The organism is Paenibacillus sp. WC2504 (assembly GCF_052682475.1).
Window position 1 is genome coordinate 6462717 of sequence record NZ_JBQZFH010000001.1, and the last position, 26866, is coordinate 6489582.

Sequence of the window (26866 nt, forward strand, 5' to 3'; positions counted from 1 at the left end):
ACTCCCTCCTAACCTTTTCAAACATGCACAAAATCTGCTTCAAGCCCTAACCATTGACCCGTGGATTTATTCGCACACGGATTCACATGATGGAGCGTTCCATCCTCTGTATAAATGAGAGCTTCCAACCGCTGCGCATGGCGTCTAAAAAAGGGTAGGCCTTCTTCCAGCCCACGAATGCACATGACCTTAGCCCATATTTCGCAATCAACCAAATGCTCCCCCACGACAGAGCACTGAATCACAGATGAGCGGCTAGGCTTCATCGTACTGGGATCAATGAGATGATGCATACTACCTCCGCTGTTCCGCCAACTTCTCTTTTGCGTGCTCGAGGTAGCAACTGCCCCATCTACTAGCAAGAGCAAAAGATCATCCGCCCGATGTATACGACTGTTATTAGGTCTATCAATAGCAATCACCCACGGATCCGTATCTGTTGCGCCTCCCCATACTTCAACATCACCACCGGCATTCACGAGGCCTCTTTGCATTTGCCGCTCGACGCGAAGTAATTCCGATAACCCCTGAACGGTCCAACTTTTTACAATGCCCCCTAAATCCATTTGCTGATTACCAGGAAATCGTACGGATGACATGGCCGTGTCCAAATCTATCTGTAACCGATCCTCTGATAAAGGTAGCAGCGAATGGTTGCAGGCTTCTGCGCATTCATCATCATTTGATATCGTTTCGAAACTACGTTGGTAACCAGCTTGCTCAAGTGCAGGAAGAATGAAAATATTAAACGCTCCCTCCGTCACTTCAAAATAATGCTGGCACAGCTCAAGTACATTCGCCATTTCATCTGATATCATGCAACGGCTTCCTGAGTTCCTATTAAGCCGGGAACATTCGCTTGATGGCAAAAACCTGCTAAACCGCCGTTCTGCCTTGGCAAAATAAGATTGGATAAGCGGCTCAAATTCAGACATCTCATGGCGTGCAGCCAATATCACTTGAATTTGCGTGTTCATGGAACGAAAGCTTGACTCCTGGAGCATAAAGACCATCTCCTTGTTTTTATGAAGCTTGACTTCTAGTATGTGCTTTCAACTGTGGCTGTGAAGATTCGGCACCTCCTGTGGAGCCTGTTGATCCGGCGGACCCTGCCCCCGCTGCCATCCGGTCATGGTTTCTTCCCCGACGGACTGTATTCTCTGCTCCCCGATTGTTAGGAGCATCCTTCTGAGCCGTTACCGTAGCCGAATTATCTTTGGATAGAGCAGCTGCGGAGACAGCCGCTAGAAATTGCGGGCTATCTTTCACTTCTTGAAATAAATAGAAGAGGAGAACCCCAATGACGATCCCCATTTGCCATTTTGTCCACTTGGACTTTTTCATTCCTATCGCCCCTCCTAACTAATGGCCTAATCTTAACTTCATTATATTTGTTAGTTGTTTCACTTACCTGAGAAAATCCTTAACAACAACTGAAACTTAACTGAATGGATAACGCATTCGACTTTGATATACACAAAGAAAGGCTACCCAGGTAAGTAGATCAACTACTTCTTCCTGAATAGCCTTACATTTATCTTCTATTTGAGGATCTTCTATTCGAGTATCTTTCTTCTACTGCAACATCGCTTGCAACGGCTCCGCAATAATGCGCTGCACATCCTCAAGCACTATCGATAAACGGCGTTCCGCATCAAATAACTGCTTAATCCCCGGATTCAGAGCGAGTACGTCATACAGCTTCTGCAGCTGCTCCATCTCCTCTTCAGGCGGCATCTCGCCTACAGCCATTTTCTGTTGAAGTTCATTTTGACGCGAGCGAAAATCTTCCAATAAGTTTTTGCTAGACGCATCCTGATTAATCTTCGAGCGAATCTCCAGCATATCCTTGTATTCGCTGCTTTCTTTAATCGCTTTTGCCAACTCATACGCTCTATCGTGTACGTTCATTTCCATGACCTCCTAATTTAACCCAAACTCGGTTGGGCTCTTCCTCCAAACAGTTTCGACGACATACCAAGCACCAAGGGATATATGTCCTCATATGATGGAGTAGTTTACTTTGCTTAAACAGCAATGCCATTTTTGATGCTGGAAGGAGTGTTCGCTATTGACCAGGACGAAAGTCGGAATATCCATTCAAGGCACCAGCATCTATTTGGATGATCGGACCGTTGTTCTAAGTGAAGCCATTGCAAGAAAATGGAAAGTTCCGTCCAATCAATCGATGACTCTGCGCTTCGGCTCTGCCAAACAGGATGTCAAGGTCGTCACCGCCGCTACATCGAACAGTTTACGGTTCAATCCTGTCCTCGCTACCAAGATCGGTATTCATCAAGGGGCGCAGCTCAATATCCATTATAGGCAAAATGTGGGCACTTTGTCGATTGGACCTTTAATTGGCGTGATGATCAGCCGCGTTTATACAAGTTCACACGACCGCCCATTTGGTGCGATTACCGCTTTTTGTAAAGAAATGACCGACGCATGTGAACGTTATGGGGCTGTTGTCTGCTTCTTCCCGCCTGGTGAAATGCAAGCGAATGCCAGTTCCATTTCCGCATATGCGTATGCCAATGGTTCCTGGAGCAAAAAAACGTTTCCGATCCCCAATGTGATCTACAACCGGCTTACTTCGCGCAAGTATGAGAACTTGCCGAATGTTCAACAATTTTTGAAAGATGCTAAGACCCGTTATGGAACCGAGGTCTTCAATGAGAAATATTTGAACAAAACGGAAGTGTTCGAAGCTTTGCGCAAAGATAGTTCCCTTCATGGGTATTTACCGGAATCCTACCTCTTCAAAAATTATCAAATGTTAAAATCGATGGCCTCCCGCCATCCCGTTCTATTCCTCAAACCAATTACCGGCAGCTTGGGAAAAGGAATTATTCGCATTCGCCGAGAGCCCGGTGACGTCTATACGTGTCATTATACGAATCTAACCGGTGTTCGCAAACAGACGTTTCCTTCCCTTTCTGCTGTCTTTCAAGCGATATCCGGCAAACTCAAGACCCAGCGCTATCAACTGCAGCAAGGACTTGATCTTATCACAACAGACGGCAGATCGATTGATTTCCGTTCGCTTGTCCAGCGTGGGGCCAAAGGGGAGTGGGCCATCACCTCCATTGTCGGCCGTATTGCCGGATCTCAGCATTTCGTCTCCAACCTTGCACGAGGCGGCAGTCTGACCAATGTGGTGGGCGCACTTGCCAAAACGCCATTTTCTTCAGCCACTCGTGTCTCTGTAACGGCTCGATTGCGCAAGGCCTCTATCGACATTGCCAAAGGGATTGAAGCCCAAATCCCGAGTCATTTTGGAGAGCTGGGGATCGACCTTGCTGTAGATAAAATGGGGAAGGTCTGGCTGCTTGAGGTAAACTCCAAACCTTCTAAGGATGATAATACGCCATTAAACACGGACAAAAAAATAAGACCTTCCGTGAAACAACTCGTGCAATACGCCAAATTCTTAGCAAAGATTTGAGGTGGAACTATGCGGTTAAGCACCAAACGTCCCTTGCTCGGGATTATGGTCACAGAATTGAAACGGGAACTGCCTTTTGCCAGCTCAGGCTTTTATCAGCATCTGACTTATTATGGCGCCCGTGAAGGTCTGGACGTCGTCGTGTTCTCACCGAATCGCATCGACTGGAAAGGGCATACGGTACGGGGTTACACCTACTTGACGGAAACGAAGGAATGGGTGCCCAAACTCGTTCCGCTGCCCTCACTGATCTATGATCGATGTTTCTTTAACAATAAACACAGCTATGAACAGTATCAGTACCATGTGAAAAAGCTGCGCGAATCCCCTCTAATACGCTTCCTGGGCTATGGACTGGGTGGAAAATGGGAAGTCGATCAAATTTTGCAGAAAGATCGTATGATCAGCCGTTACTTACCTGAAACGAACTTGCTCACAAGCGGCAGCGCTCTTAGAAATTGGCTTCAAACTAGGGAAGATGTGTTTCTTAAACCACAGGGCGGCAGCCAAGGAAAGGGTGCCCTGCATCTTCACAAAGAAAACACGATGAACGGAAAAAGCACCTACCATATCAAAGGTCGCAATGCTCACAACGGGCTCGTCGATCACCAATTTCATGATTTCTATTCCTGTTGGCAATGGCTGCGTAGCTCTATCGGCAACAGGCCGTACCTGATGCAAGAATATCTGCACCTGCATTCTTCAGAAGGAATGGCTTATGATATTCGCTCTCTCGTCCAAAAGAACGGTTCCGGCATATGGGAGAGCACCGGCATGGCGGTTCGTGTCGGCAAACCTGGCAGTGTGACTTCCAATCTGCATGGCGGAGGAAGTGCTGAAGAGGTTTCCGCCTATCTAACCAGGGAATTCGGCGATACCAAGGCTAGTGAGCTCATAGCAACACTAACCATGCTCTCGAATCGAATCCCCCCGCTTCTGGAAACCCATCACGGACGATTGGCTGAGCTCGGTATCGATCTTGGGATCGATACGTGGGGGCGCGTCTGGATTCTCGAAGTGAATTCCAAGCCAGGCAGAACGATTTTCGCGCGCATGCGCAACGAGAAAGCACGGTTGAAATCCATAGCTAACCCTATTTATTATGCTGGATATTTGCTGCACAAAAAGCTGAGTTAAGCTTGGATGGCCGGTAAGTGCCCGGGTAGCGGACGTTATGTCTCGCTACTTTGACACGGAAGCCCCGTAGGGCAACAAGTTTAGGAGGGTAACCTAATGAGTTTGACAACGTGTATGCTCCACGCCGTACAACGAACAGATAGATCGGTCTACTTAACAAGTGAAGTCGTCAAAGCTTTACGGTTAACCGGTACCAAATCGATTACTGTAAAGGTCGGCAGTAAAACAGCCACCCTACCGATCCGCCTGATTAAAAAAAGTGGTCAGCATATGTACATTCCGCTTTCTTTGATGGCTTCTCTGCGAGTTCCTCGCTCGGGGAGCGTAATGGTCGCGAGCGCGAATAACAAAGAACTGCGCATCGGACCGCTCATCGGCGTTTTAACGAATATTGTAGGAGGTTCATCTCCCTTTGGTACAAAAACCGGGTTCATCCGTCAGGTTTTAAATACAGGTTCGAGCAAATCTTTTATTTTCGCTTTCAGCCCGAAAGGGGTCAATTGGGTACAGGAAACCGTTACGGGGATCATTCCCAAAGAAGGCGGAGGCTGGATTCGCAAAACGTTCCCGCTTCCGGATGTCGTCTATAACCGCCTATCCAGCCGTGTAGCTGAGAAGTCGGCCGGGATGGAGGGCTTTAAGGATCGTTTTGTACGCAGAGGCATCCCACTGTTTAACTGGAGCTTTTTTGACAAATGGGATGTGTACAAAATGTTAGCTGGCGACGATGCTTACAAATTCGTTCCAGAGTCCAAGATTAATCCATCTGCGGATCAAATTAAAGAAATGCTCGACAAGCATAAATTCATTTATTTGAAACCAACGGCGGGTAGTTTGGGCATCGGTATTTTCCGGGTGACCTATAACCCGAAACGCGGTTATTTTGTTCGATACCGCAAGGGCGGCAAAAACGTACTCATCCGTTATGGAAAATTCGAAGGGCTTATGCAAATGCTCGGAACTGGACGGGGTCGTCTATCCAATTACGTGGCACAGCAAGGCATCCGCCTAATTGAAATTGACAACTGCCCTATTGATTTCCGCTTCCACATGACGAAAAACGGCAGCAACAACTGGGTTGTCGCCGCCATCGGGGCCAAGAAATCCGGCAAGGGCAGCGTAACCACCCATATCCGCAACGGCGGTCAATTAATGACGCCAGAGCAGGTACTTCGTCAAATCTACGGCAGCCGTGCAGAGAGCGTGCTTAGCAATGCCAAAGAAACGGCGATCAAGCTCGCCGAAGGCATCGAAAATAATTATGACCATTTGCTCGGAGAGCTCGGATTCGATATTGGTATCGATCAAAATGAGAAAATTTGGATGTTTGAGGCCAATGCCAAACCAGGCAGATCGATCTTCAAACACCCTTCATTGAAAGAAGGAGACCTCGCAACTTTACAAAATATTTATGATCACTGCCTTTATTTAAGCCGTTTCCGTGCTAGGAGGGAAAACTAATGGCTTTCTTCCTGCACAACAAAGAGCAGAATCCGAGGCTGGCCATTCTCACCGTTAAGGATAGTAATCGCGTATTTCGAGGGAATTTACACAATTTCCTTGATCTCATTCAGACCGGTGAGCGGCTTGGGGTTGATGTTTACGTCGTGACCACCAAGGATTTCAACCTATCGGGAAATGAAATCCACGGTTATCGCTACAACAACCAAACTAAAAAATGGAGCAGGGAACTCGTTCCCGCTCCTCAAGTTGTCTACAATCGCATTCCTTATCGCAAAATGGAAATGAAGCCCGAAGTGCAACAAACGATTCAAGCTTGCAACCGCAGCTCCAGCGTTCATTTATTCAATTCTTCCTTCTTTAACAAATGGACCTTATTCAGTTGGCTTAATGGAGCCAAGGATAGCAAGCCCTATATGCCCGATACCAAACAATTAAGTTCAGCTGACGATCTGACTGCCCTTTTGCGCAAACACGCCGTGTTGTATTTGAAACCGGTGAAAGGCAAAGCGGGAAAAGGCATTATGCGTATTGACCGAATAACAACGAAAGGTCAAACCCAATACCGGCTAAGCCGTCAGGTAGATAAGCAAATGACTTACAGCGTGCATCATTCCACTTCCGAGCTTTGGAACGAGTGGAATCGGCACCGCGGCTCCAACGAGTACATTGTTCAGCAAGGCATAGCTTTGGCAAGGTACAAACAGCGGGCTTATGATTTGCGCGCTCTCATCCAGAAAACTTCCAAAGGGGAATGGAGCGTGTCAGGCGTTGGCGCCCGTGTAGCAGGTAAAGCGAGCATCACCACGCACGTTCCACGAGGCGGTTCGATCGATGATCCGTTCAAGCTGCTTTCACAGGGTTTTGGACCAAAAGAAGCAAAAAGCATCCTCAAACGAGTTGAAACAGCTGCCGTCACGCTCGCGACTCAGATTGAAAAATCATCCGGCAATCAACTTGGCGAAATGTCGATGGATATCGGCGTCGATGTTGGAGGCCATATCTGGTTCTTCGAAGCGAACTCCAAACCAATGAAATTCGATGAACCGAAAATCCGCAAAAAATCACTTGAACGTATTATTCGTTATAGCCTTTATTTAATTAATAATGGAAGAAGAAGGTGATTATGCTTGTCTTCACAACGACTGGGCGTACTCGCTATCTATTTAAGCAAAACTCGGCTCGAAGAACTCTCTTACTTTCAAAAGCTAAGTAAAGAAGGTAAAAAGATGGGGGTTCAAGTCGAAGTCTTCTCACCGACCGATGTCGAAGCTGACAACTCGGTGCGCTCATTAACCTATGACGCTTCCTTACGCAAATGGGTTCGCCGCCGCACATCGATGCCGCCTGTCATTTATGACCGTTGTCGCTACAAAGCAGCTGCGAACTATCAAATGCTCAAAGCATTTCGTAATCGGCATGCCAAACTGATCTTTCTGAGCAGACCGCTGGCCAATAAATGGTCAATGCATCAAATTTTATCTGAAAATGAAGGCATACGCCCCTTCCTGCCGGTTACCGTGCGATACAGTTCTGTGCAAGAGCTGCTGAAGTTTATAAAGAAGCATTCGCTTGTCTATGTCAAACCGAAAAACGGTACAGGTGGAAGAGGCATCCTGCGCATTGAGCAGTTGGGTCCCGACCTGTTTTTATTGCAGGGAAGAAATCAGCAAAGAACCATCATCGCCCCATACCGCGCAAGTGAAAAACAGCTGTCGATCAAGCTGCATACGCTAAAGCTGAGTCCGGACTATGTGGTTCAACAAGGAATACAGCTTACGCTGAAGGATGGACGCGTGCATGATTATCGGTTGCTCATTCAAAAAAACGGCCGCGGGGAATGGGAAGTAACCGGCTGTGCCGGCCGCATCGGTCCTCACCGCAGCATCACCTCGAACCTGCACGGAGGCGGAAGCGCGGTTCCGCAAGATAAGCTGCTAGCGTACCGTTTCGCTTCACCTGAAAAAACGGAAAGCATTAAGAAAGAAATGAACAATTTCGCCTATAAGCTGGCAGATTTTCTAGAAACGAAATTCGGCAAGCTGTGTGAGTTGGGCATGGATATTGCCGTAGATCCCAAAGGAAATGTTTGGCTGCTGGAAGTCAATCCCAAGCCTTCCCGGGAAGTTTTCCGTAAGATCGGCGAAATCGCTACGTATCAGAAGGCGGTTTCACGACCTCTCGAGTATGCCGTCTGGATGCTAAGGCAAAGCACTCGAAAAATAGAACCGCCTTCTAGCGAGGCATCCAATGAAATGGATTAAGCGCGCAATCGGAAGCAGCAGCACTAAGCTGTAAGGAGCTTCCGATTTACATATGCTTGAGATGTCCCAGGGTTTGCACAAAAATTGGTTCAGTATGTTCATCATCCAATGAATAAAAAACGCTTTTCCCTACTTTTCTACGCTTAACAATGTGCATATCCCGCAAATAGCGCAGCTGATGAGACGTTTGTTCATCCGAAAACCTAAACTTTTAACTCCGAGTGCGTGTTCGTGGAATTTTCAATTTGAATCGTGGAGTGACTAATATGAAAACGTTCCTCAATCCTGTGAATGGCTTGCTGTAGAATCGTTTGACTGTCTTGATCGTCAGCAATGAGCAAATGACAGCTTAAGGCATCGAGTCCGGAAGTAATCGTCCAGATGTGCAAATCATGAACATTGATAACCCCGTCAATGCCCTCCAGCACCTGCTTGACCTCTTCGAATGAGACTTCTGCAGGCGTTCCCTCCATCAAAATATGAAGTGTGGATTTCAAAACAGCCCAAGCACCTCTCAAAATAAGCAGCGCCACAATGACACTAATAATTGGATCTGCCGCATACCAGCCAAAAATCATCATAACCGCACCAGCAACGATAGCCCCGACAGAACCAAGCGCATCACCTAAAATATGCAAATAAGCGCTGCGCAGATTCAAATTGCCATGCACGTCCCCTTTGCGCATAAGCGACCAAGCGCTTAGCAGATTCGCCAATAGCCCGATGCAGGCAATGAGCATCATGGATCCGCTGGCTACGGGAGGCGGTTGAAGAAACCGTTCAAAGGCTTCCCATATAATGAAACCCGCAACTAGAAAAAGAGTGACGGCATTAAGAAGCGCCGCTAAAATTTCGATGCGATGAAAACCAAAGGATTTGCTTGCCGAGGACGGCTTTGCAGCGAACCACAGGGCAATCAAACTTAGAAGCAGAGACCCGGCGTCACTTAACATATGGCCCGAATCCGAGAGCAGCGCCAGGCTATTCGTCCATAGCCCTCCAACAAACTCTAATACCATGATGCCTGCTGTGATGCAAAGTGCAATCACAAGACCTTGCTTGTTTCCGCCATGACCATGGTGGTTGTGCCCGTGATGATGCCCATGGTGGTGACCGTGATGATGTCCTTGATGCACATGGTTATGCCCGCCGTGCTGTGCATGATCATGCGGCGAATGCGTGTGCTCCCCACCCTCGTGACTGCAAAAAGCTTGCTCCTTATAAGTATGAGATTTCTTATCAGACGAATGTTGATGCATAACATTCCCTCCCCGTCGCTCTGCCACTGGAATGGCGTGCTGTCCGTAACTTTATACATAATATTTCAACATATGAGCATATATTCATATATTAAGGAGTGAAGCCTTACTCTGTCAATAACGTTTTACCTAATTTTGAGAAAAAACCGTTGTTATCGCCTCCCTATACGCAATAAAAGGCTCCAAGCCCGTCATCCGAGCTCGAAGCCAATTTTTTGCCCTGCATTTACGTTCCAGTAGCTACCTTATTAGCACCCGCATCCACAACATCCGGGTCCAGCGATATCGTCGCGCTAAATAGAACATTTGAAACGGCGAAATCTCCTGTTATGCCGCCACCGCTGCCGGAGTACGTTTTGGCTGCGCTCGTCGGAGCAATCACTAACGTATCACCGTTCACCAGGCTTCCTTCGTTCCTTATAATGTTGAATATCCCTACAAAAGAAGGCATTCTAATCAGCACCTTTATCTGTCAATGTGCTATAGTGTATGCCCAGACGGCCATGTTTGCGACAACTTCATCTTAAACGTATTCCAGCAGCTCAGCAAAGCTGCGAATGCGAATGTGCGCGCCTTCGAGCTCCCCCGCTTCACGGAAGCCGGCGTAATCACAGGCAGCTACAATCAGGTTATTCTTGAGTCCTGCCTCCACATCGGAGGAACGATCTCCCACCATCCACGCGGAGCTGATTTGATGCGTGTCGAGCGCGATTTTTACCAAATCCACTTTGGATCTGGTTTGATATTTCCCCGCACTGTACAGGTCCTCAAATAAAGGGGACAAGCCCATCGCCTCGGTCACATGACCGACGTAGTCCTCTAATCCGTTGCTCGCCACAAATAAGCGGACACCTTTGTCCCGCAAAGCCTGTAAGGTCTCTGACACACCATCGTACAATTTCCCCTGTCCTTGCTTCAGCGCTTCCATTTGAAAATGAAGCAACAGCTTATCAGCGGCTTGACGCGCTTCTACAGAAGCGTCCGGCATAACCCGCTGCCAAATATGCTCAAGCAGCATGCCGAGCGCTCCCAGGATTCTTTCTTCCGGCGGCGTCTCTCCCATGAAAAGCCCTTTCTCTCTGAGCACATCAAACGTCGCATGATAAGCGGGCAATAGAATCGTCTCGGTTTGAAATAACGTGCCATCCATGTCAAAAAACATAGCCTCAGGTAAGTTTCTCTGTGTACTCATCATCAAGCTCCTTCACCATCATGAATTATATAAATCGTGTAATGATCTTAGTTAAGAATGGCAAACATACCCATGTAAGTCAATGTTCATATTTGGGAAAATGCCTGTTGCCGAGACTAATGAATTCAGTTATGATTGAAATGAGTAGAATTGTTATGAAAAATGATATTTTTATGCAAAATGAATTCATAAATCATGCATCTAATGCAAATAACTTGTCCATGAGAGTGAGGAGCACCGTATGAATCTTCATATTTTTCAAAATCAACAAGAGCTTAATGAGGCCGGAGCCGGTATTATTACATCCCTTGTCCAAATGCAGCCAAAAGCTGTTCTAGGCTTAGCCACGGGTGGTACGCCTGTAGGTATTTATGAAGAGCTGGTGAAAGCCTATGAGAAGGGCCGCGTCAGCTTTAAAAACGTCACTTCCTTTAATCTGGACGAATATGTCGGCTTGCCGGTAGATCATCCAGAGAGTTATCACGCTTATATGCAGCAGCATTTATTTGCACATATTGACTTGCCTGCCGCTTCAGCTCACCTTCCCAACGGAAATGCGCCTGACCTCGAAGCTGAATGTGCCAGATTTAATGAACTCCTTGATGATGCTAAGCAGATTGATTTGCAAATCCTTGGCCTTGGCCATAACGGGCATATCGGCTTTAACGAGCCTGACGATTCGCTGATTAGCGGGACGCATCTCGTCGAATTGAAAGAAGAAACCCGCGAAGCGAATGCGCGTTTTTTCAACTCGATCGAAGAAGTTCCGACTCACGCTCTAACGATGGGCGTAGGCACGATTCTCAAAGCCAAAACGATTCTGCTGATCGTTCGCGGAGCTGACAAAGCCGAAATCGTGCATCGCGCGCTTACAGGACCTATTACAACAGAAGTCCCGGCTACTCTGCTGCAAACTCACCCACACCTTGTTGTTCTGCTTGATGCTGAGGCAGGGAGGTTGTTCGAATGAGCGAACTTGTCATTACGGGTGCCAGGATCGTTACGGAACAAGGCGTCATCGAACAAGGTGTCGTTCACCTAAAAGATGGCGTTATCGCTTCCATCCAAAGCAGCTCAGCGTGGAATCCCGGCATGGCTGATCCGGCTGCTGAAACTGTCGATGCTCGCGGCAGCTGGTTACTGCCGGGCTTCATCGACGTTCACGTGCATGGCGGGTATGGCGCTGACTTCATGGAAGCCAGCCCCGAAACGCTTGATACCATTACACGGTTTCACGCTAAGAACGGAACTACCGCCATGCTGGCTACGACAATGACGCAAACGCATGAAGCGATTGACCGCGTCCTCGGCGAAGTCAGCCGCTACATGCAAGAACCAATGCCATACGCGCAGCTGCTTGGCGTGCATATGGAAGGCCCTTTCATCTCGCCGAAGTGGGCTGGCGCGCAAGATCCGAAGCTGATGCTGCCGCCTCAGCTTTCCTGGCTGCAAGACTGGCACGAGCGCTTTCCGCAGCTCGTGAAGCAGCTTACCCTCGCCCCTGAAGTCGAGGGTGCTCTTGAGACGATCGCATGGCTGCGCGATCGCGGCATCGTTGCCGCCTGCGGCCACACCGACGCTTCCTACGCCGACATTCAGTCAGCGGTTGACGCGGGGCTCTCGCACGCGGTGCACACCTTCAACGCGATGAAGCCGCTGCATCATCGCGAGCCCGGAACCGTCGGTGCGGTCCTTACCGATGATCGCATCAGCGGCGAAGTCATCGCAGACGGGCACCATGTGCACCCGGCAGCGATTCGCCTGCTAGTGAAGACCAAGCAGCCGGATGGCTTGCTGCTGATCACGGATGCCATGTCGGCCGCGGGGCTTGGCGACGGGCAGTACGATCTTGGCGGGCAAGCCGTTACCGTTCAATCGGGCGTTGCCCGGTTGACGGAAGGCGGCGCACTCGCCGGCAGTACGCTGACCATGATCGATGCGCTCCGTTTTATGGTGCGCGAGGTTGGGGTCAGCGTGGAAGAAGCGAGCCGCTTCGCGAGCGGCAACCCGGCGCGGTTGCTGCAGCTGCAGGCTTCGCACGGCTCGATTGCGCAGGGCAAGCAGGCTGATCTGCTCTTGATCAACCCTGAGCTGGAGCTCGAACGCGTGTGGATTCGCGGTAAGGAACTGCAAGCGTAACGTAGTTTTCCAGCACGATGTTTCTGTCCCAAACATACAAAAGAGAGGCTGTCCCTCGGTCATTCGATGACTTTCGAGACAACCTCTCTTTATTTTTTTGCAGGATATTCCCTATGTTTGTCGAAAAAGCTTAATAACGCAAATAGCTGCTTTTCCAAGAAAGGATCTAATCATCCCTATGCTCTATTTGATCAAAATCGCCTATACGTTAGTGTTTCCCCCAGGGATTGTTATTCTGCTGCTCTTCTGCATTGCCTTATGGCTGCAGCAAAAAAAAGAGTACATAGGTACTCTCCTAATCGGGCTGGCTGCCCTTCTCTTGTACGTTTGCTCCATTCCCTATTTCAGTAATGAGCTCCTAAATTCTATTGAACGAAGATACACCCCACCGGCCCAAGTGAGCGGTGATGTGATTGTCATGTTGACAGGCGGCGCAACGCTTGACACGCCAGACCCTTTAACCAAAGGCGAAGGATATTTGACAGGAAACACAGCTGCCCGTGTGTTAACCATAGCGGAGCTGTATCGCAGCACGAAGCTGCCCATCCTCCTTTCGGGCGGACAAGTTTTCACGGACTCCGGCAACGAATCGCAAATTTCCAAACGTCATCTTATCGCACTTGGCATTCCGGAAGCTTCTATTTTTCTGGACGATACGAGCCGCAATACAGAAGAAAATGCGCTGCATACCCAAGCTATGCTAACCACAAATGGCTGGCAGCACCCCATTCTCGTGACTTCTGCTTTCCATATGGCCCGGTCCGTCAAGCAGTTCCAAAAACTTAAGGTGGATGTAACCCCTTATCCTACCGACTATATTTCGCAGGGACAGCAGTCGCTCAGTATTAGTAAATTCATTCCCTCTTCCAGCGGATTGTCCAATACTTCCATCGCCTTGAAAGAGTACTTAGGCTTATTAGCGGCTAAGAATTAGTAGTTCCATATAGAACGACTACCTTATCCACAGCTTGCATGTATTTAAGGCGCACCTTTTCTGCAGCATGCATGGGTGCGCCTCCAAACCCTCAAAAAACCTTCTTCTGTGCCCTGTCATCCTTCAAAATTTCCACGGCTTCTCGGAAACGAAGGGAATGCACAATTTCCCGCTCACGGAGAAATTTCAGCGCATCCTGCAGATCGACGTCATCGGTCAAATCGATCAGCCATTGATAGGTCGTTCTAGCCTTCTCCTCGGCAGCTATATCCTCGTAGAGGTCTGCTATAGGGTCTCCCTTCGCTTGTATGTAAGCAGCCGTCCACGGCACGCCTGACGCATTCTGATAAAACGGCGCCCGATCATGAATCACATACTGATCGTCCATGCCGGCAGCCTTGAGTTGATCCAACGTTGCATCTTTTGTGAGCTTGTAAACCATGGTCGCAATCATTTCAAGATGAGCAAATTCTTCTGTCCCAATATCCGTAAGCAACCCCACGACCTTATCCGGAATCGCATATCGCTGATTCAAATAACGCAGTGCCGCTGCCAGCTCACCATCAGCTCCCCCATATTGCTCCAGTAGAAGCTTCGCCATCCTTGGGTCGCATTTGCTGACTCTGACCGGATACTGAAGTTTCTTCTCATATATCCACATGCTTCTTCCTCCTTCTTCAGACCTGCCATGGCCATGGCGTATCCACCCATTGCCAAGGATTTTTGCTATAGGCATGACCAAAAGGCATAAGTGGGCCGAATTCCAGCTCAAATTCCTGAACCATCGACTTCCTTTTTTGCGCGAATTGATTGTATTGCTGGATGGCTGCGAGATCGTTCGGATGTGTATCCAAATATAGCGTTAGCTCGACCAACACGAAATCAACAGCCTGCAAGTCGTACATCATCTTGTAATAAGATTCTGGTACTGCTGGTGGATTCATAACCATGGGCTCCCTTCTTCTATTTTGGATTCGTAGGGTCCGTATAGAGCGGGCCATAACGTCCCTTTTTTCAAAGCTTCATATGGACTGAATTGCGGCAAACCGGGTGGTTGGAAGGCGATAAAGAGGTGCGGCGGTACATTATACAATTTCACTTGAATCGGCGGACAAGGATCAAAAGGACTAATATAGGGATAGTACTTTCTAAATTGCGATTGCATACGTCTCCTCCTCTTCTCACTTTGGTGCGTGAGAAATAGTCATAGCGGCAGAGAGGCCTATAACCACGTATATGCAGCACAACTTGACCAAAATCACAGATATTCCAATATTTCCTCATGGTCAGAGGGCGCTTTGAGCGCTTACAATAAGAACAATCCATGTGATACCATGACTTACACAATCTAACAACTTGGAGGAAATCACAATGACAAGATCTAAACAAATCATTGTTTCTGCAGCCATTCTTGTAAGCGTCACAATAAATAGCCTTATTCCCGCACCACCTGCATCTGCGGCGTCGGCTTCTACAAGCAGCATGACTTTAACGCAAGGAATGACAAGTTCATCCGTGTCTACTCTGCAATCCAATTTAAAAACACTTGGTTATTTTACATATCCAACCATCACCGGTTACTTCGGCACAATCACTGCTCAAGCTGTTAAAAATTATCAAAAGGCCTATCTGTTAGCTCCGACCGGCGTAGTGGATACCGCAACCCAGACCAGCATCTCCCACTCGATAAAAAAGCGGCTGCTGCTGGACGATGCGATGAACTTTGTGCATGTCCCCTACCTATGGGGCGGAGCGACTCCACAAGGTTTTGACTGCTCCGGCTTTATTTATTACATGTTTCAAAAGCATGGAATTCCAGCTGTTCGAACAACCTCCCAGGAGCTTTATAACACGGGCTCATCCGTAAGTCAGGCTAATTTGCAGCCGGGCGACCTGGTTTTCTTCGCAATAGCCTCTCCCGGCGTTATTGACCATGTAGGCTTCTATTTGGGGAACGGGCAATTTCTATCCGCTACACGATCAGCAGGCATTTACCCGCAAAGCCTGACAAGCTCATATTGGGGTCCTAAGTATATGGGAGCTAAGCGCGTATATTAGTTTTTCTCCAACAAAAAAAGTCCCTGCTCCTGCCATAAACGGCAGCTAACAGGGACTTTCACGATACGCAGCAATACATCCGCGCTTTTAATCCAACTTAATATTTAATTTCAAAAGTCCGGCCTTCCGCATCGCCTGATAGATAATAACGACCAAAGGTCCCAGGAACAAACCGGCTAAGCCCAACAGTTCAAAACCAATGTACAAGCTTATTAAAGCGGCGAGGGCATTAATCCCTACTGCTTCGCTCAGCACCTTAGGCTCCACAATGCGGCGGAAGATTGTCAAGGCCAGGAACAGGACCAATAATCCAATTCCCATCCCCGTATGCCCGACTAACAGCTGATAAGCCAGCCATGGGATGAACACCAGCCCCGTACCAATGACAGGGACGAATTCCATAACCATCACTAGTAAAGAGATCGCTAACGGATATTCCGCTCTAAGCACCAGCAAGCCTACGAAAGTGACCAAATACGTTAATATTGCCATGATGAGCTGCGCACGAATGAATCCAAAAATAGCCTCTCGCAAATACACAAGGACATCTTCCATTTTGATTCTCGTCTGTTCTTCGAACATTGACAGGAACGCGACTCTCATTTTCGGCAAGCTAAACATGCACAAATATAAAGCGATGACGTAGACGATCATAACGATAAAGAAATTCGGAATTTTGCCTGCCATATTCAGGAAAAATCCAGAAATCCCGCTCAACATGTCAGTTAACGTTGCGGTTAACGTTTCGGTGCTTCGCTCCACCCACGTTTGCACCTGTGCCGCCATTTCGGGCGACAAGGAATCATAGAACACCTGCGTTTGGCTAACGGCCTGATCGACATATTTATTGACTTCATCCATGTAATTAGGGGCTTTCCGGCCCAGATCAATGACTTCCGTCACGACATTAAACCCTATGAAATAGAACAAAGCCATCAATAGCAGCGTAAAAATAGTACTGATGATCGACGCAGCGATCAACCGGTTTACTTTCATAGCTCGCACGAGCAGCAACGTTAGAGGATCCAAAAAGATAGCTGTAACCAAAGCAAGCAGGAAAGGTAACCCTATCGTGAAAAATCCGTATAGGACCAGCAATCCAAGCACTATGATTAGTGTCGTCTTAAGCGACATAGGAATTCCTCCGATTATTCATTTCCAGGCTTTATAACGTTGATTTTTGTAATATGTATACGTACAATACGCAATCGATCTACCTCTGAAACTTCAAAAACATGATTGCCTGAAGCCACCCTTTTACCTTTAACCGGGGCTCCTTCCAGTTTCTTAAATAACCATCCGCCTATAGAGTCTACATCCTCGTCTTCAATCTCCAAATCGAGCATATCGTTCAGATCTTCAATGAGCACACGTCCGTCAACGGACGTATACTTATCTTTCACCTCAACTTCAGGCCGTTCGTCGATATCGAATTCGTCGTGCAGCTCACCAACGATTTCCTCCATAATGTCCTCTAAAGTAAGAAGACCCGCGGTACCGCCGTATTCATCCACAACAATCGCTAATTGCGAATGTTTTTTTTGCATGAGTTTCAAAACACGGCTTACTTCCATCGATTCCGGCACATTCAAAATAGGTCGAATGAATTCACTAATCTCGTGCTCTACATCAGGATCAGCCGTAAACAAATCGGTAATATGTACGAATCCGACAATTCGATCCTTATCCTCGTCAGCGACGGGGTAACGCGTATGTTTGGTCTCATGAACCATCCGCAGGTTCTCGATAAAGCTCATCTCCAGATACAAACAATCCATATCGGTCCGCGGCAGCATGACCTCCCTTGCAATGCGCTCTGAGAATTCAAAAATATTATCAAAAAGCACCATTTCATCCTGATCGATATGCCCGCTCTTCACGCTCTCATCCATCAGAATGCGGATTTCTTCCTCGGTATGCGCCGCCTCATGCTCACTTGCGGGTTCGACGCCAATCCAGGACAGGAACTTATTGGCCGCACCATTGAGCACCCAGATGATCGGACGAAACAAGCGATAGAAGTACAGCAGCGGAGCTGAGAGCCATAGGGAGGTTAATTCCGCCTTTTGAATCGCGAAGGACTTAGGCGCCAGTTCCCCCAGCACGATATGGAGAAAGGTAATGAAACCAAAAGCGAAGATGAAAGATATCGCATGCGTGTACACAGATGCTTCAAGACCAAGCATGTGGAAGAGCGGCTCCATGATCAACTCAGAAACCGCCGGCTCCCCTACCCAACCTAAGCCTAATGAGGCTAAAGTAATTCCGAGCTGTGTAGCTGACAGATAGGTATCTAATTCCGATGTCACTTTGTCGGCATACTTTGCTTTGCTGCTGCCTTCATTGAGCAGCTGCTGAATGCGGGAATGCCGCACTTTGACAAGCGCAAATTCAGCAGCAACGAAGAAACCATTCAGCAGAACGAGGATAATTACTAATACCAGATTAAGAACAATAGGTCCAATTTCAAAGGAAGTATGTGGCAAGTGCGGATATCTCCTTCAGATAGATGATATTAGATAATAGCTTGTCGGCTTTTAAAATCAATGGAACGATAATACGAATCGGCCACCAGCAAGTTCGGGCCGCAGCAGGAAGCTGCGCTGCAGAAACAATTTACCTTTTGATTCAGGGGATTATGCTCCCATCTTGCAAAAATCGTATCCAGTTGATCATCATGGATATTGCCCAGAGGCGGTTCATTCGCAAAATCTGTGACGAAGACCTCTCCGGTAAAGGTGCTCACATTTAAGCGGTTTCGTCCATCCGGATCATTCCGGACCGTAACATTCGGCTCTTCGCGAAGCCTTTTTACCAGCAATCGGTCCTCTTCGAGCTCATTACAAGCAAAAAACGGCAATGTGCCGAATAACATCCACATATCGCGATTGCGACTGTCCAGCAAGCGATGAATGCTGCTTCTTAACTCGTCCAGTGAAACCATGGGCAAGTGTGAGGCGAAAGAGCTTGCATACATTGGATGAACTTCATGCCGTTTGCAGCCCATTTCATCAATCAGCTTATGAATTTGCGGAAGTTTCTCATGCGTGCGCGTGTTAATCATGGATTCCGCCGAAACGTACAATCCGCCTTTGCTTAGCGCTATCGTATTGTCCACCATACGTTCATACATACGCACCGCTGTTTCACGGCCTACCGGATGCTGGGAATTAACGAAACCGACTTGGTGGAAATCGTCAGCATTCAAGTAATTAAAAGAGATATGCATAACATCTAGATACGGAGCAAGCAGCTCATACCGCTCCAAGTCGAGCGTCAAGTTCGAGTTGATTTGAGTGCGAATTCCCCGCTCGCGTGCATATTTAAGGATGGGCAGCATGTAATCTTTGACAATCTTAATGTGATAAGAAGGTTCTCCGCCTGTCAAACTGATTGTCTCCAAATGCTCTACCTGATCCAGTTTATTCAAAATAACGGGTAAGGGAATACGTGGCCCTTCCGTCATCGTTAACGAATCGCCTACCGCACAATGCTCACAGCGCATATTGCACAGATTGGTAATCGTCAACTCTACACTAGTAAGTACGTGTTTCCCGTATTGCCGATAAGACCGAATCGGGTCCCAAGGGTCATAAGCGGGAGATAGCTCCGGTAAAAAGGAGCGTGTTTCATTCATATTCATGCTGTTCACACCTGACCTATCATTTCCTATTCACTTGCAATTTGTTCTTTTCATGCCTATACCTATGCCCTTTATTGTAACTTATGATGCGAAAAAAAGGAAACCACCTTGTCTTTCGCTACGGTTTCTCCGCCGAGATCGGCGATTTCACCCGCAACCACTTCGGTGCCCACCAGTTCGCGTTGCCTAGCAGCTTCATCAAAGCGGGAACGAGCATAACGCGAACAATCGTAGCATCAATGAGAACCGCGAGGCCAAGACCTAGACCTAGCGCCTTCATGATTTCTATATCTGTGAAGATAAACGAACCGACGACTACCACCAAAATGAAAGCAGCGCTTGTAATCAAACTGCCTGTTTTTTTGAGCCCTTCCGCCGTACTTTTGTCATTATCTCCGCTCGCTTCATACTCCTCCATAATGCGGGAGATTAAGAAAACTTCATAATCCATCGAGATGCCGAACACAACGCAAAAAATAATAACCGGCAGCGTTGCGCTGACATAACCAATGGACGTGATATGCAGCAAATCTGCCAGATAACCGTGCTGAAACACTAACACCACACACCCTAGACTCGCCCCTAGACTTAGCATATTCATTAGGACAGCCTTCAGCGGCAGCAGAATGGAGCGGAACGCAATCAAAAGGACGATATACGTAATCCCCATGACAAAAGTAAGCACATAAGGTATTTCATCCTGAATGCGATCGATGATATCAAGCCGGTAAGCCGGTCCGCCAGTGACCGCCACATGCAGACCCTCCCGCTCCAAGGCGCGAAGCTTCCGTACAAGATCATCCGTCGAAGGATCATCCGGGTCTTTCTCAGGCACAACAACTAGCAGCGCAGTATGTCCCTTCGCCAGCTTGCCCCTTTCGATCTGCTCTTTAACTCCTGGAGCTTTCAGCATACTTGCTAATTCTGAATCCGTATGTTGTCCTAGCGAGCTGAGGTAGCTTTGAACTTCTTTCACTCCGGAAACGCCTTTCACTTTATCTCCGTACGCCCGAATTTGACGGATCGCAGACTCTTCCCATATGTCATCGCCTGTATGTACGACGATTTGAATAGGCCCCGTCATCCGTGGATCATAAGCCATTTTAAGCAAGTCCGATCCATAACGCGACTCATAGTTAGGAGGCAGCACCTCGGCATTGGGCACACTCAGCTTCATCTGACCAATGGGAGTCATCGCATAGATCAAAGCGCCCCCAACCAGAATGACAAGCAGAACCGGGCGCTTCATCACACCATAAGCAATCTTTTCCCAGAATTGGGACGATTCCTGCTTACGGAAGCGCTTAGGCAGCACCTGAAGCGAATTAATTCGCTTGCCGAGCACCGCCAGAAGCGCAAGCAGCATCGTGTTGGCGACAACAACCGATATGGATACGACAATGATCCCGCCTAAACACAAGGAGCGAAAAAACGTGAGATCCACGAACAGCATGCCCAATAATCCAATCAGTACCGCAATGCCGGAGAAGAAAATCGATTTCCCAGCGGTCTGGCAAGTCATGGCCACCGCTTCAGCCACATTGGGTTGAACTTTCAGTTCCTCCCGGAAACGGCTAACCAGGAACAAGGCATAATCAATGCCGACGGCAAGTCCCAACATCGTCACCATATTGGGGAGAAAATTCGATAAGGACTGATGCTGGGCAATAAAATAGGTAATTCCGAGCGTAAGCGTAACGCTCATGAGTCCCACGATCATTGGCAGCAGCGCCGCGACTAACGTTCCAAAAACAATTAACAATACGATAAGCGCGATGGGAAGGCCAATGGCTTCCGATTTGGCAATATCATGTTTGCTCGCTTCCTGCATATCATGCAAAATAGCAGGGCCCCCGGTTACATAAACCTTCATGCCAACGGGAGGTTGCACACGTTCCTTCAACTCGGGGTATTTCTCCAGCGCCGGATCCGTGTCCAGATCCAGCGAAACGTTCACTGCCTGGACATTTAAATGCCCTTCATTTCTAGGTGCAGCAACGAAATTCACATTTTCTACATAGGGCAGCTTTTTTAACTCACTGAGTGAATCCATGATGGCTTGCTGCTGCTCTTGCTTGGTCATATCGAGGCCATCCCCTGTATAGACCAGATTGATCGTCGTAAGTGGTACGCCAAGCTCATCCCGCAGCTGGATGAGACCGAGATCCGACTCGCTTCCTTTTGGCGTAAAACCATTATCTTTGAGTATGCCGGGTGTTTTCTGTGCAAATAGCGCGAAACTAAGGAGCAATAGCACGCAAAGCGTAAGGACTAGCCAGCGATAACGGTGCATGGCATATCCCCATCTCCAAAATTTCCCTTTCACCGCTGATTCTCTCACACACATCCCCCTGATCTGCAAAAAGAACCTGGGATCCCAGGTTCTTCATGTTTGTTATCTTATATTTTATCTCAAAGTAGGGTTGGCATACCCGATTCCGTGTCGAGTTCTTCGATTTTAATTTCACCGATTTCGGAAATGAGGATGGAATGCTTGATGGAGAGATCGATTTCATACGGCTCTTTGAGTTCTCTGCCTGCTTCATCCTGCAGGATGCGAACGACCGGCCTTTGCGGAACCGTTAAGTTTAATTTGGAGACAATCCCGAATTCGCCTGTGTTCAATTTCACGGTGATACCGAGCGGGTATATGGCAATTTTATCGCGGAATAAAGCAATTTGGCTTTGATCATACATCGTGCCTGAACCTGCAAAAAGCTGTTCCATCGCTTCATGAGGCAATAACGGCCTGCGATATACACGCGTAGTTGTCATAGCGTCGTAGGAATCCACTAAACCGATCCATCTCGCAAACTCATTAATATCCGGGCCTTGCAAACCTCGCGGATACCCGCTTCCATTAATCCGTTCATGATGCTGCAGAGCACAATGCGCTGACAACAACGGGATGTTCGGTTCATCCTTCAGAATTTGAAAACCATACGTGGTATGATTTTTCATCTCCTTGAATTCATCACTAGTCAACTGAGAAGGCTTGCGCAGAATGCCTAGTGGAATTTTGGTCTTTCCAATATCATGAAGCAGAGCGCCAAGTCCAAGCGTCTCTAGCTTTTCACGGCTGTATCCATAACTAATGCCGAGCATAATTGCATATATACTAACATTCACTGAATGCTGGAATAAATAATTATCTTTGATATTCATATTGTTTAACATGACCATTGCACCTTGATGAGCACTAAGGTCATCAATAATCATGTTCATCACATCACGAAAGTTGCGACCGATATCATAGTAGCTGACAGCTCCACGTTTGTTCGAATCTTCCATGACTCTCTTAAAGGTATGCCGAATTTCGTGAACAGCTCTGCTTCGCGTTTCATCTTGAATAATATCGACTTGAATAACGTCATCGGTTCGGGAATCTGAGATATAAATATAGTCGATACCATATGAAAATAGCCGATCGATTAGTCTCTGTGTTAGCTCAACGTTAACAGCGAGCAGAACCATACCATCTTCGTTGTAAATATTCTTTGCCAGCCTCATTCCAGGATGACACTTGTTGATCGGCATTAACAGCATGTAAGGACCCCCGAGTAGCTGAACGTTATTATCTATCTAAATGTAATAGATTTCACCTAAAAGTTCAACATAAAAAACCGCATCTTTCGACGCGGTTCGCTACTTTATTTCAAAGATTATTTACTTAAAAACATATAAAGGGCAAATACAATGGCTACTGCGAAACGATAGTAGGCAAAATAGGTCAATTTCATGTTTTGGACAAACTTAATGAAAGAAACAACCGCTAATAGAGCTACGATGAATGCTACTACAAACCCTACTGCGAAAAATGCGAAGTCATTGGAAGAAAGAGCTTCATAGTTTTTCAAGAAATAGACACCGGAAGCTCCGAACATAATCGGGATTGCCATAATAAACGTAAAGTCTGCAGAAGCTGCACGGCTAACGCCGGAGAGCATCCCCCCTGCAATTGTGGAACCGGAACGAGAGAATCCTGGCCAGATTGATACAAGCTGCCATAAGCCGATAAAGAAGGCTTGGCGGTAAGTTAAGTCATCCAATACCTCAGTGCTCGGTCTCCCTTTCTTCTGCTCTGCAATAATGAGCAAAATACCGCCAAGAATAAGCCCGATAACGACCGTCGTTGAATTAAACAACTTCTCATCTACAACATCATTAAACAATACGCCGATGACTCCTGCAGGGATAATACCGATAAGAATATGCAGCAGATTCAGTTTTTTCCCGCTTCTGCTCTCGCTTTTTCTTTTCACCAAGCCAAACAGCGATAAGATTCGTTTCCAATAAATAATGACGACAGCCATAATGGCCCCAAGCTGAATAACAAAATCAAAGGTTTTCATCACTTCGTCGTTTTGCGTATTGAGCAAACTTTGCGCCAAAATCATGTGTCCTGTTGAGGATACCGGTAAAAACTCGGTCAATCCCTCTACGATCCCGATAATGATCGCTTCAAAAATAGTATGCATGGTTTCCCCCTAAAGGTAGAGTTTATGGTCGGACTCCTGTCCAATTATTTATTTTACTTGGAACTTGTATGATCTGACAACTTTATTGACGAAAAGCGCGAGTCTATCCCTTCGAATCGAAGGACATTTTGTCAATAAATCTTGCTTTGTGGCTGTCTGCCATCGCCTCATGATCCGTAACTTCGTGGGCCAGCACGTCACGGATAAACTCCGGCAGCATGTACACCACGTCTTTCCCACGGCTTAGGGATAAGTAGCCCGATCCGAACGTAAACATATCGATCGTGCCCACGACATAATCACGGCCAAGGTCCAAAAGCTCCTCGCCTACATGCACGGCGAGGATACGCTCATAAGGCGCGCGCGAGCTGTCCCACTCGACAGTGAGGCCGTCGACGCTAAGCGCGCCCAGCACTTCCCCCCGGAAGCCGAGTCCCCGAATCGGCTTCTCCATGAATTCAGGCAGCAGCGACTCCTCGAGCGCCTGCAGCAAGTCCGCGCCGCTAAGCAGCATGCGGCACGGATTGATCGGCCCCGGGCAGATGTCCAGCAATCTGCCGCGCGTCAAGCGCCCCTCCTTCAGTCCCTGAAGGAGTTGGCCGCTGTTGACCAGCCCGATATCGGCGCTGGTCCAGCGGCGAATCCCGGCGGCAAGCAAGTTGCCAAGCGGGGATTCGCCGTACCAATCCAGGCGCAGCGGTTCCCGCAGCTGCGCCACTTCTTCATCCAGCGCCGCTGCGCCGGCGATGCGAAAGCGGTCCAGCAGCGCGGCTACGCTGCTGTCATCTTCGCTGTCCGCCGTCATCGGGACGACGCGGCTCTGGAACTGGGCGATCCGGCGTTGCGCCGGATCATAGGCCAGCTCGATGTGGCCGGCATACTGCCCGAACTTGCCGGCCGCAGCCAAATAAGTGCCGCTGATCAGGAGCGGCTCCTCCAGAACATGATGCGTGTGACCGCCAAGGATCACATCGATGCCCTCGATCCCTTCCGCTAGGCGTCGATCCATCGGCAGACCGAGATGCGACATGACCACGATGAGGTCCGTATGCGGGCGCAGCTGCTCCGTCAGCGTCTTCACAGCTTCGTAAGGATCCGTTACATCCCAACCGAGTAGCTCATAATAAGCTGGATAAGCCGCTGTCACGCCGATAATTCCGATCTTCAAGCCGGACTTTTCAATTGTCAAAGAAGGCAGCAGCCAGCTCGGAGTCAAGTGGGTTGCTCTTTCGTAAATATTACTTCCAAGAACAGGAAAGCGCGCATTCTCTATGAAAACACTTCTTAGAAAGTCAGGCGTAAACGTCAGCCCCTCGTTATTGCCAAGAACCATCGCATCATAACCAGTTGCGTTCATAATCTCCACATTGGCAATGGCATTGGTGCCTTCTGTCTCCGGGCTCATTCGGTCCATATGATCGCCAATATCCAGCGTCAACACTTGATCGGATGGCCAGTCCCGGCGGACTTGGTTAAAATAGGCGCTAATTTTGGGCATCATCTCAAAATGGCTGTGCAAATCATTCGTATGTAAAATTAGGAGTCGTCTCATTTTTTGATTTTCAACTCATCGAGCGTTACTTTATTTTTAAATCCAAAGGTGGCCTCTTCGCCTAGTGTAGCATCATGAAGAAACCAGATATGTACAACGCTTTTGACATTGAGGCATTCACTGCTTCCATCCGGCACATATAGGCGGATCGGATACCCCTTCTTCAAAGGTTCATCGTCTTGAGCGTAGAGAATAAGAGCTGAGTCGACTTCCGACCACGACATTAACGCCTGAAATTCATCAACAGCTTCGACCTTTACATGCGTAGGCTCGCTTTCAGCTTGTCCGCCACGGCTGGCTTTCCAGCTGCGATACCATGCTTTTAAATCAAAGGCATCCCCTGAAACGTTCGGAACACGGTCCTCAAGCGCCAATTTCATCTCCGCCAGATCAACGAGTTCTTGTACAGTAAATGTTTCATTTGTTAGATGGGGGTCTGACACTTGTATGCGTAAATCTGCTTGCATCCTGACCATTCTCCTTTCATCCGATAAGCTCATTTTTGCTTTTCCCAAGGCCCTATCCATTATACCATTCCTTGGTCAAAATATGATATGCTGTAAGGGAATCTCACACTAAGCATTTAGGAGCAAAATTGTGAATATAAACATCCAACTTTTCGCAGGACTTGTTGAACTTTTCGGGACTTCCGTCCTACATATAACCATTGATCAAGATGCCATTGCCATCGAGGATCTTAGAAAACTGATCACGGATAAGCATCCGGCTGCAGCGTCACAGCTGCAAACATGTTTTTTCGCTAAAAATCAAGCTTACGCAGGCGAAAGCGATTGGGTCACTGCGGCTGATGAGCTTGCTCTCATACCGCCAGTGTCCGGAGGACAGCCCGTCTTATACGAAATAACCTACGACTCGATAGATGCCGGACAAGTTGCCGCCAAAGTAAACCATCCCAATCATGGAGCTTCACTCCTTTTCATTGGGACAACGAGAGAGATGACGCATGGGCAACGCACAGTCCTCTTGGAGTATGAAGCCTATGTGCCTATGGCGATCAAAACAATGGAAACGATCGGTCAAGAAATCAATGACCGTTGGCCGGGAACGCTTAGTGCGATTACCCACCGTCTGGGCAAGGTGGCGATTGCGGAAGCCAGCGTCGTGATTGCCGTTTCTTCCCCTCACCGTGAAAGCTGCTATGAAGCAAGCCGCTACGCCATAGAACGATTGAAACAAATTGTACCCATATGGAAAAAGGAAATTTGGGAAGATGGATCGGAATGGAAGGGCAGTCAAACAGGCCCTTGGAACCCGCTTCAAACAACAAGAACGGAATAGAT

27 protein-coding genes and 1 pseudogene are annotated in these 26866 nt (G+C 47.9%); 10 read left to right on the forward strand and 18 right to left on the reverse strand.

Going from position 1 to position 26866, the window contains the following annotated elements:
• Positions 1-17: 17 nt before the first annotated feature.
• The 3 genes from ACUN27_RS29160 to ACUN27_RS29170 all read right to left on the reverse strand — a co-directional run bounded on the left by ACUN27_RS29160 (position 18) and on the right by ACUN27_RS29170 (position 1911).
• Positions 18-1013: an FAD:protein FMN transferase gene (locus ACUN27_RS29160; RefSeq protein WP_445560028.1), complete on the reverse strand. Its 996-nt coding sequence runs from the start codon at positions 1011-1013 to the stop codon at positions 18-20.
• 10 nt (positions 1014-1023) lie between these two features.
• Positions 1024-1344, reverse strand: a complete 321-nt coding sequence (locus ACUN27_RS29165) for a hypothetical protein (protein WP_315955165.1) — start codon at positions 1342-1344, stop codon at positions 1024-1026.
• A 231-nt stretch (positions 1345-1575) separates the two neighbouring features.
• Positions 1576-1911 (reverse strand): YlbF family regulator, encoded by a 336-nt coding sequence (locus ACUN27_RS29170; RefSeq protein WP_315955166.1) that lies wholly within the window; start codon positions 1909-1911, stop codon positions 1576-1578.
• 160 nt (positions 1912-2071) lie between these two features.
• On the opposite strand from ACUN27_RS29170, the gene ACUN27_RS29175 reads away from it, so the two are divergent.
• The 5 genes from ACUN27_RS29175 to ACUN27_RS29195 all read left to right on the forward strand — a co-directional run bounded on the left by ACUN27_RS29175 (position 2072) and on the right by ACUN27_RS29195 (position 8310).
• Positions 2072-3448 (forward strand): YheC/YheD family endospore coat-associated protein, encoded by a 1377-nt coding sequence (locus ACUN27_RS29175; RefSeq protein WP_326063767.1) that lies wholly within the window; start codon positions 2072-2074, stop codon positions 3446-3448.
• Positions 3449-3457: 9 nt separating this feature from the next.
• Positions 3458-4585 carry a YheC/YheD family endospore coat-associated protein gene (locus tag ACUN27_RS29180; RefSeq protein WP_315955168.1) on the forward strand — a complete coding sequence of 376 codons (1128 nt, stop codon included), beginning with the start codon at positions 3458-3460 and terminating at the stop codon, positions 4583-4585.
• A 96-nt stretch (positions 4586-4681) separates the two neighbouring features.
• Positions 4682-6046, forward strand: a complete 1365-nt coding sequence (locus ACUN27_RS29185; RefSeq protein WP_315955169.1) for a YheC/YheD family endospore coat-associated protein — start codon at positions 4682-4684, stop codon at positions 6044-6046.
• On the forward strand, positions 6046-7170 hold the full coding sequence (locus ACUN27_RS29190) for a YheC/YheD family endospore coat-associated protein (protein ID WP_315955170.1): 1125 nt from the start codon (positions 6046-6048) through the stop codon (positions 7168-7170). The genes ACUN27_RS29185 and ACUN27_RS29190 overlap by 1 nt, the downstream gene beginning before the upstream one ends.
• 6 nt (positions 7171-7176) lie before the next feature.
• Positions 7177-8310: a YheC/YheD family endospore coat-associated protein gene (locus ACUN27_RS29195; protein WP_315955171.1), complete on the forward strand. Its 1134-nt coding sequence runs from the start codon at positions 7177-7179 to the stop codon at positions 8308-8310.
• A gap of 46 nt (positions 8311-8356) precedes the next feature.
• Here ACUN27_RS29195 and ACUN27_RS29200 read toward each other — a convergent pair.
• From ACUN27_RS29200 to ACUN27_RS29215, 4 genes and pseudogenes are all read right to left on the reverse strand, one after another.
• Positions 8357-8494, reverse strand: a pseudogene (locus ACUN27_RS29200) (transcriptional regulator); the annotation flags it as partial.
• A gap of 19 nt (positions 8495-8513) precedes the next feature.
• A complete protein-coding gene (locus ACUN27_RS29205; protein ID WP_326063770.1) occupies positions 8514-9569 on the reverse strand; it encodes a cation diffusion facilitator family transporter in 1056 nt (351 codons plus the stop codon).
• A gap of 226 nt (positions 9570-9795) precedes the next feature.
• Complete coding sequence (locus ACUN27_RS29210; protein WP_127458104.1) at positions 9796-10020, reverse strand: spore germination protein; 225 nt, start codon at positions 10018-10020, stop codon at positions 9796-9798.
• Between the two features lie 72 nt (positions 10021-10092).
• A complete protein-coding gene (locus ACUN27_RS29215) occupies positions 10093-10761 on the reverse strand; it encodes an HAD family hydrolase (RefSeq protein ID WP_326063771.1) in 669 nt (222 codons plus the stop codon).
• Between the two features lie 241 nt (positions 10762-11002).
• On the opposite strand from ACUN27_RS29215, the gene nagB reads away from it, so the two are divergent.
• The 3 genes from nagB to ACUN27_RS29230 all read left to right on the forward strand — a co-directional run bounded on the left by nagB (position 11003) and on the right by ACUN27_RS29230 (position 13834).
• A complete protein-coding gene (nagB, locus tag ACUN27_RS29220; RefSeq protein WP_315955174.1) occupies positions 11003-11731 on the forward strand; it encodes a glucosamine-6-phosphate deaminase in 729 nt (242 codons plus the stop codon).
• On the forward strand, positions 11728-12900 hold the full coding sequence (gene nagA / locus ACUN27_RS29225; protein ID WP_315955175.1) for an N-acetylglucosamine-6-phosphate deacetylase: 1173 nt from the start codon (positions 11728-11730) through the stop codon (positions 12898-12900). Before nagB ends, nagA begins: the two co-directional genes overlap by 4 nt.
• A gap of 178 nt (positions 12901-13078) precedes the next feature.
• On the forward strand, positions 13079-13834 hold the full coding sequence (locus tag ACUN27_RS29230; RefSeq protein ID WP_326063772.1) for a YdcF family protein: 756 nt from the start codon (positions 13079-13081) through the stop codon (positions 13832-13834).
• Between the two features lie 91 nt (positions 13835-13925).
• On the opposite strand, the gene ACUN27_RS29235 is transcribed toward ACUN27_RS29230, so the two are convergent.
• Genes ACUN27_RS29235 through ACUN27_RS29245 form a run of 3 tightly spaced genes read right to left on the reverse strand, consistent with a single transcriptional unit; the run spans position 13926 to position 14999 of the window.
• A complete protein-coding gene (locus ACUN27_RS29235) occupies positions 13926-14495 on the reverse strand; it encodes a manganese catalase family protein (RefSeq protein WP_315955177.1) in 570 nt (189 codons plus the stop codon).
• A 16-nt stretch (positions 14496-14511) separates the two neighbouring features.
• On the reverse strand, positions 14512-14778 hold the full coding sequence (locus ACUN27_RS29240) for a spore coat protein CotJB (protein ID WP_315955178.1): 267 nt from the start codon (positions 14776-14778) through the stop codon (positions 14512-14514).
• Positions 14775-14999 (reverse strand): spore coat associated protein CotJA, encoded by a 225-nt coding sequence (locus tag ACUN27_RS29245; RefSeq protein WP_127458118.1) that lies wholly within the window; start codon positions 14997-14999, stop codon positions 14775-14777. Before ACUN27_RS29245 ends, ACUN27_RS29240 begins: the two co-directional genes overlap by 4 nt.
• A 206-nt stretch (positions 15000-15205) precedes the next feature.
• Between ACUN27_RS29245 and ACUN27_RS29250 the strand changes: the two genes are divergently transcribed.
• Entirely contained in the window at positions 15206-15892 is a 687-nt protein-coding gene (locus tag ACUN27_RS29250; RefSeq protein WP_326063773.1) for a C40 family peptidase, read from the forward strand.
• Positions 15893-15979: 87 nt separating this feature from the next.
• Here ACUN27_RS29250 and ytvI read toward each other — a convergent pair whose 3' ends face one another.
• The 8 genes from ytvI to ACUN27_RS29290 form a co-directional block, all read right to left on the reverse strand.
• Positions 15980-17026 (reverse strand): sporulation integral membrane protein YtvI, encoded by a 1047-nt coding sequence (gene ytvI, locus ACUN27_RS29255; RefSeq protein WP_326063774.1) that lies wholly within the window; start codon positions 17024-17026, stop codon positions 15980-15982.
• Between the two features lie 14 nt (positions 17027-17040).
• Complete coding sequence (locus tag ACUN27_RS29260) at positions 17041-18378, reverse strand: hemolysin family protein (protein ID WP_127458409.1); 1338 nt, start codon at positions 18376-18378, stop codon at positions 17041-17043.
• Positions 18379-18407: 29 nt separating this feature from the next.
• Positions 18408-19535, reverse strand: coding sequence for a radical SAM/CxCxxxxC motif protein YfkAB (yfkAB, locus tag ACUN27_RS29265; protein WP_326063777.1), 1128 nt, complete (start codon positions 19533-19535; stop codon positions 18408-18410).
• A 118-nt stretch (positions 19536-19653) separates the two neighbouring features.
• Positions 19654-21882, reverse strand: a complete 2229-nt coding sequence (locus ACUN27_RS29270; RefSeq protein WP_445560029.1) for an MMPL family transporter — start codon at positions 21880-21882, stop codon at positions 19654-19656.
• Between the two features lie 65 nt (positions 21883-21947).
• Positions 21948-23081 carry an HD-GYP domain-containing protein gene (locus ACUN27_RS29275; RefSeq protein ID WP_315955183.1) on the reverse strand — a complete coding sequence of 378 codons (1134 nt, stop codon included), beginning with the start codon at positions 23079-23081 and terminating at the stop codon, positions 21948-21950.
• Positions 23082-23197: 116 nt separating this feature from the next.
• Positions 23198-24013 (reverse strand): undecaprenyl-diphosphate phosphatase, encoded by an 816-nt coding sequence (locus ACUN27_RS29280; RefSeq protein WP_315955184.1) that lies wholly within the window; start codon positions 24011-24013, stop codon positions 23198-23200.
• 103 nt (positions 24014-24116) lie between these two features.
• A complete protein-coding gene (locus tag ACUN27_RS29285; protein ID WP_445560030.1) occupies positions 24117-25565 on the reverse strand; it encodes a bifunctional metallophosphatase/5'-nucleotidase in 1449 nt (482 codons plus the stop codon).
• Positions 25562-26032, reverse strand: coding sequence for a hypothetical protein (locus ACUN27_RS29290; RefSeq protein WP_326061164.1), 471 nt, complete (start codon positions 26030-26032; stop codon positions 25562-25564). Before ACUN27_RS29290 ends, ACUN27_RS29285 begins: the two co-directional genes overlap by 4 nt.
• Before the next feature lie 130 nt (positions 26033-26162).
• Here ACUN27_RS29290 and ACUN27_RS29295 point away from each other — a divergent pair, with 130 nt between their 5' ends.
• Positions 26163-26864, forward strand: coding sequence for a molybdenum cofactor biosynthesis protein (locus ACUN27_RS29295; RefSeq protein ID WP_326061163.1), 702 nt, complete (start codon positions 26163-26165; stop codon positions 26862-26864).
• Positions 26865-26866 lie beyond the last annotated feature (2 nt).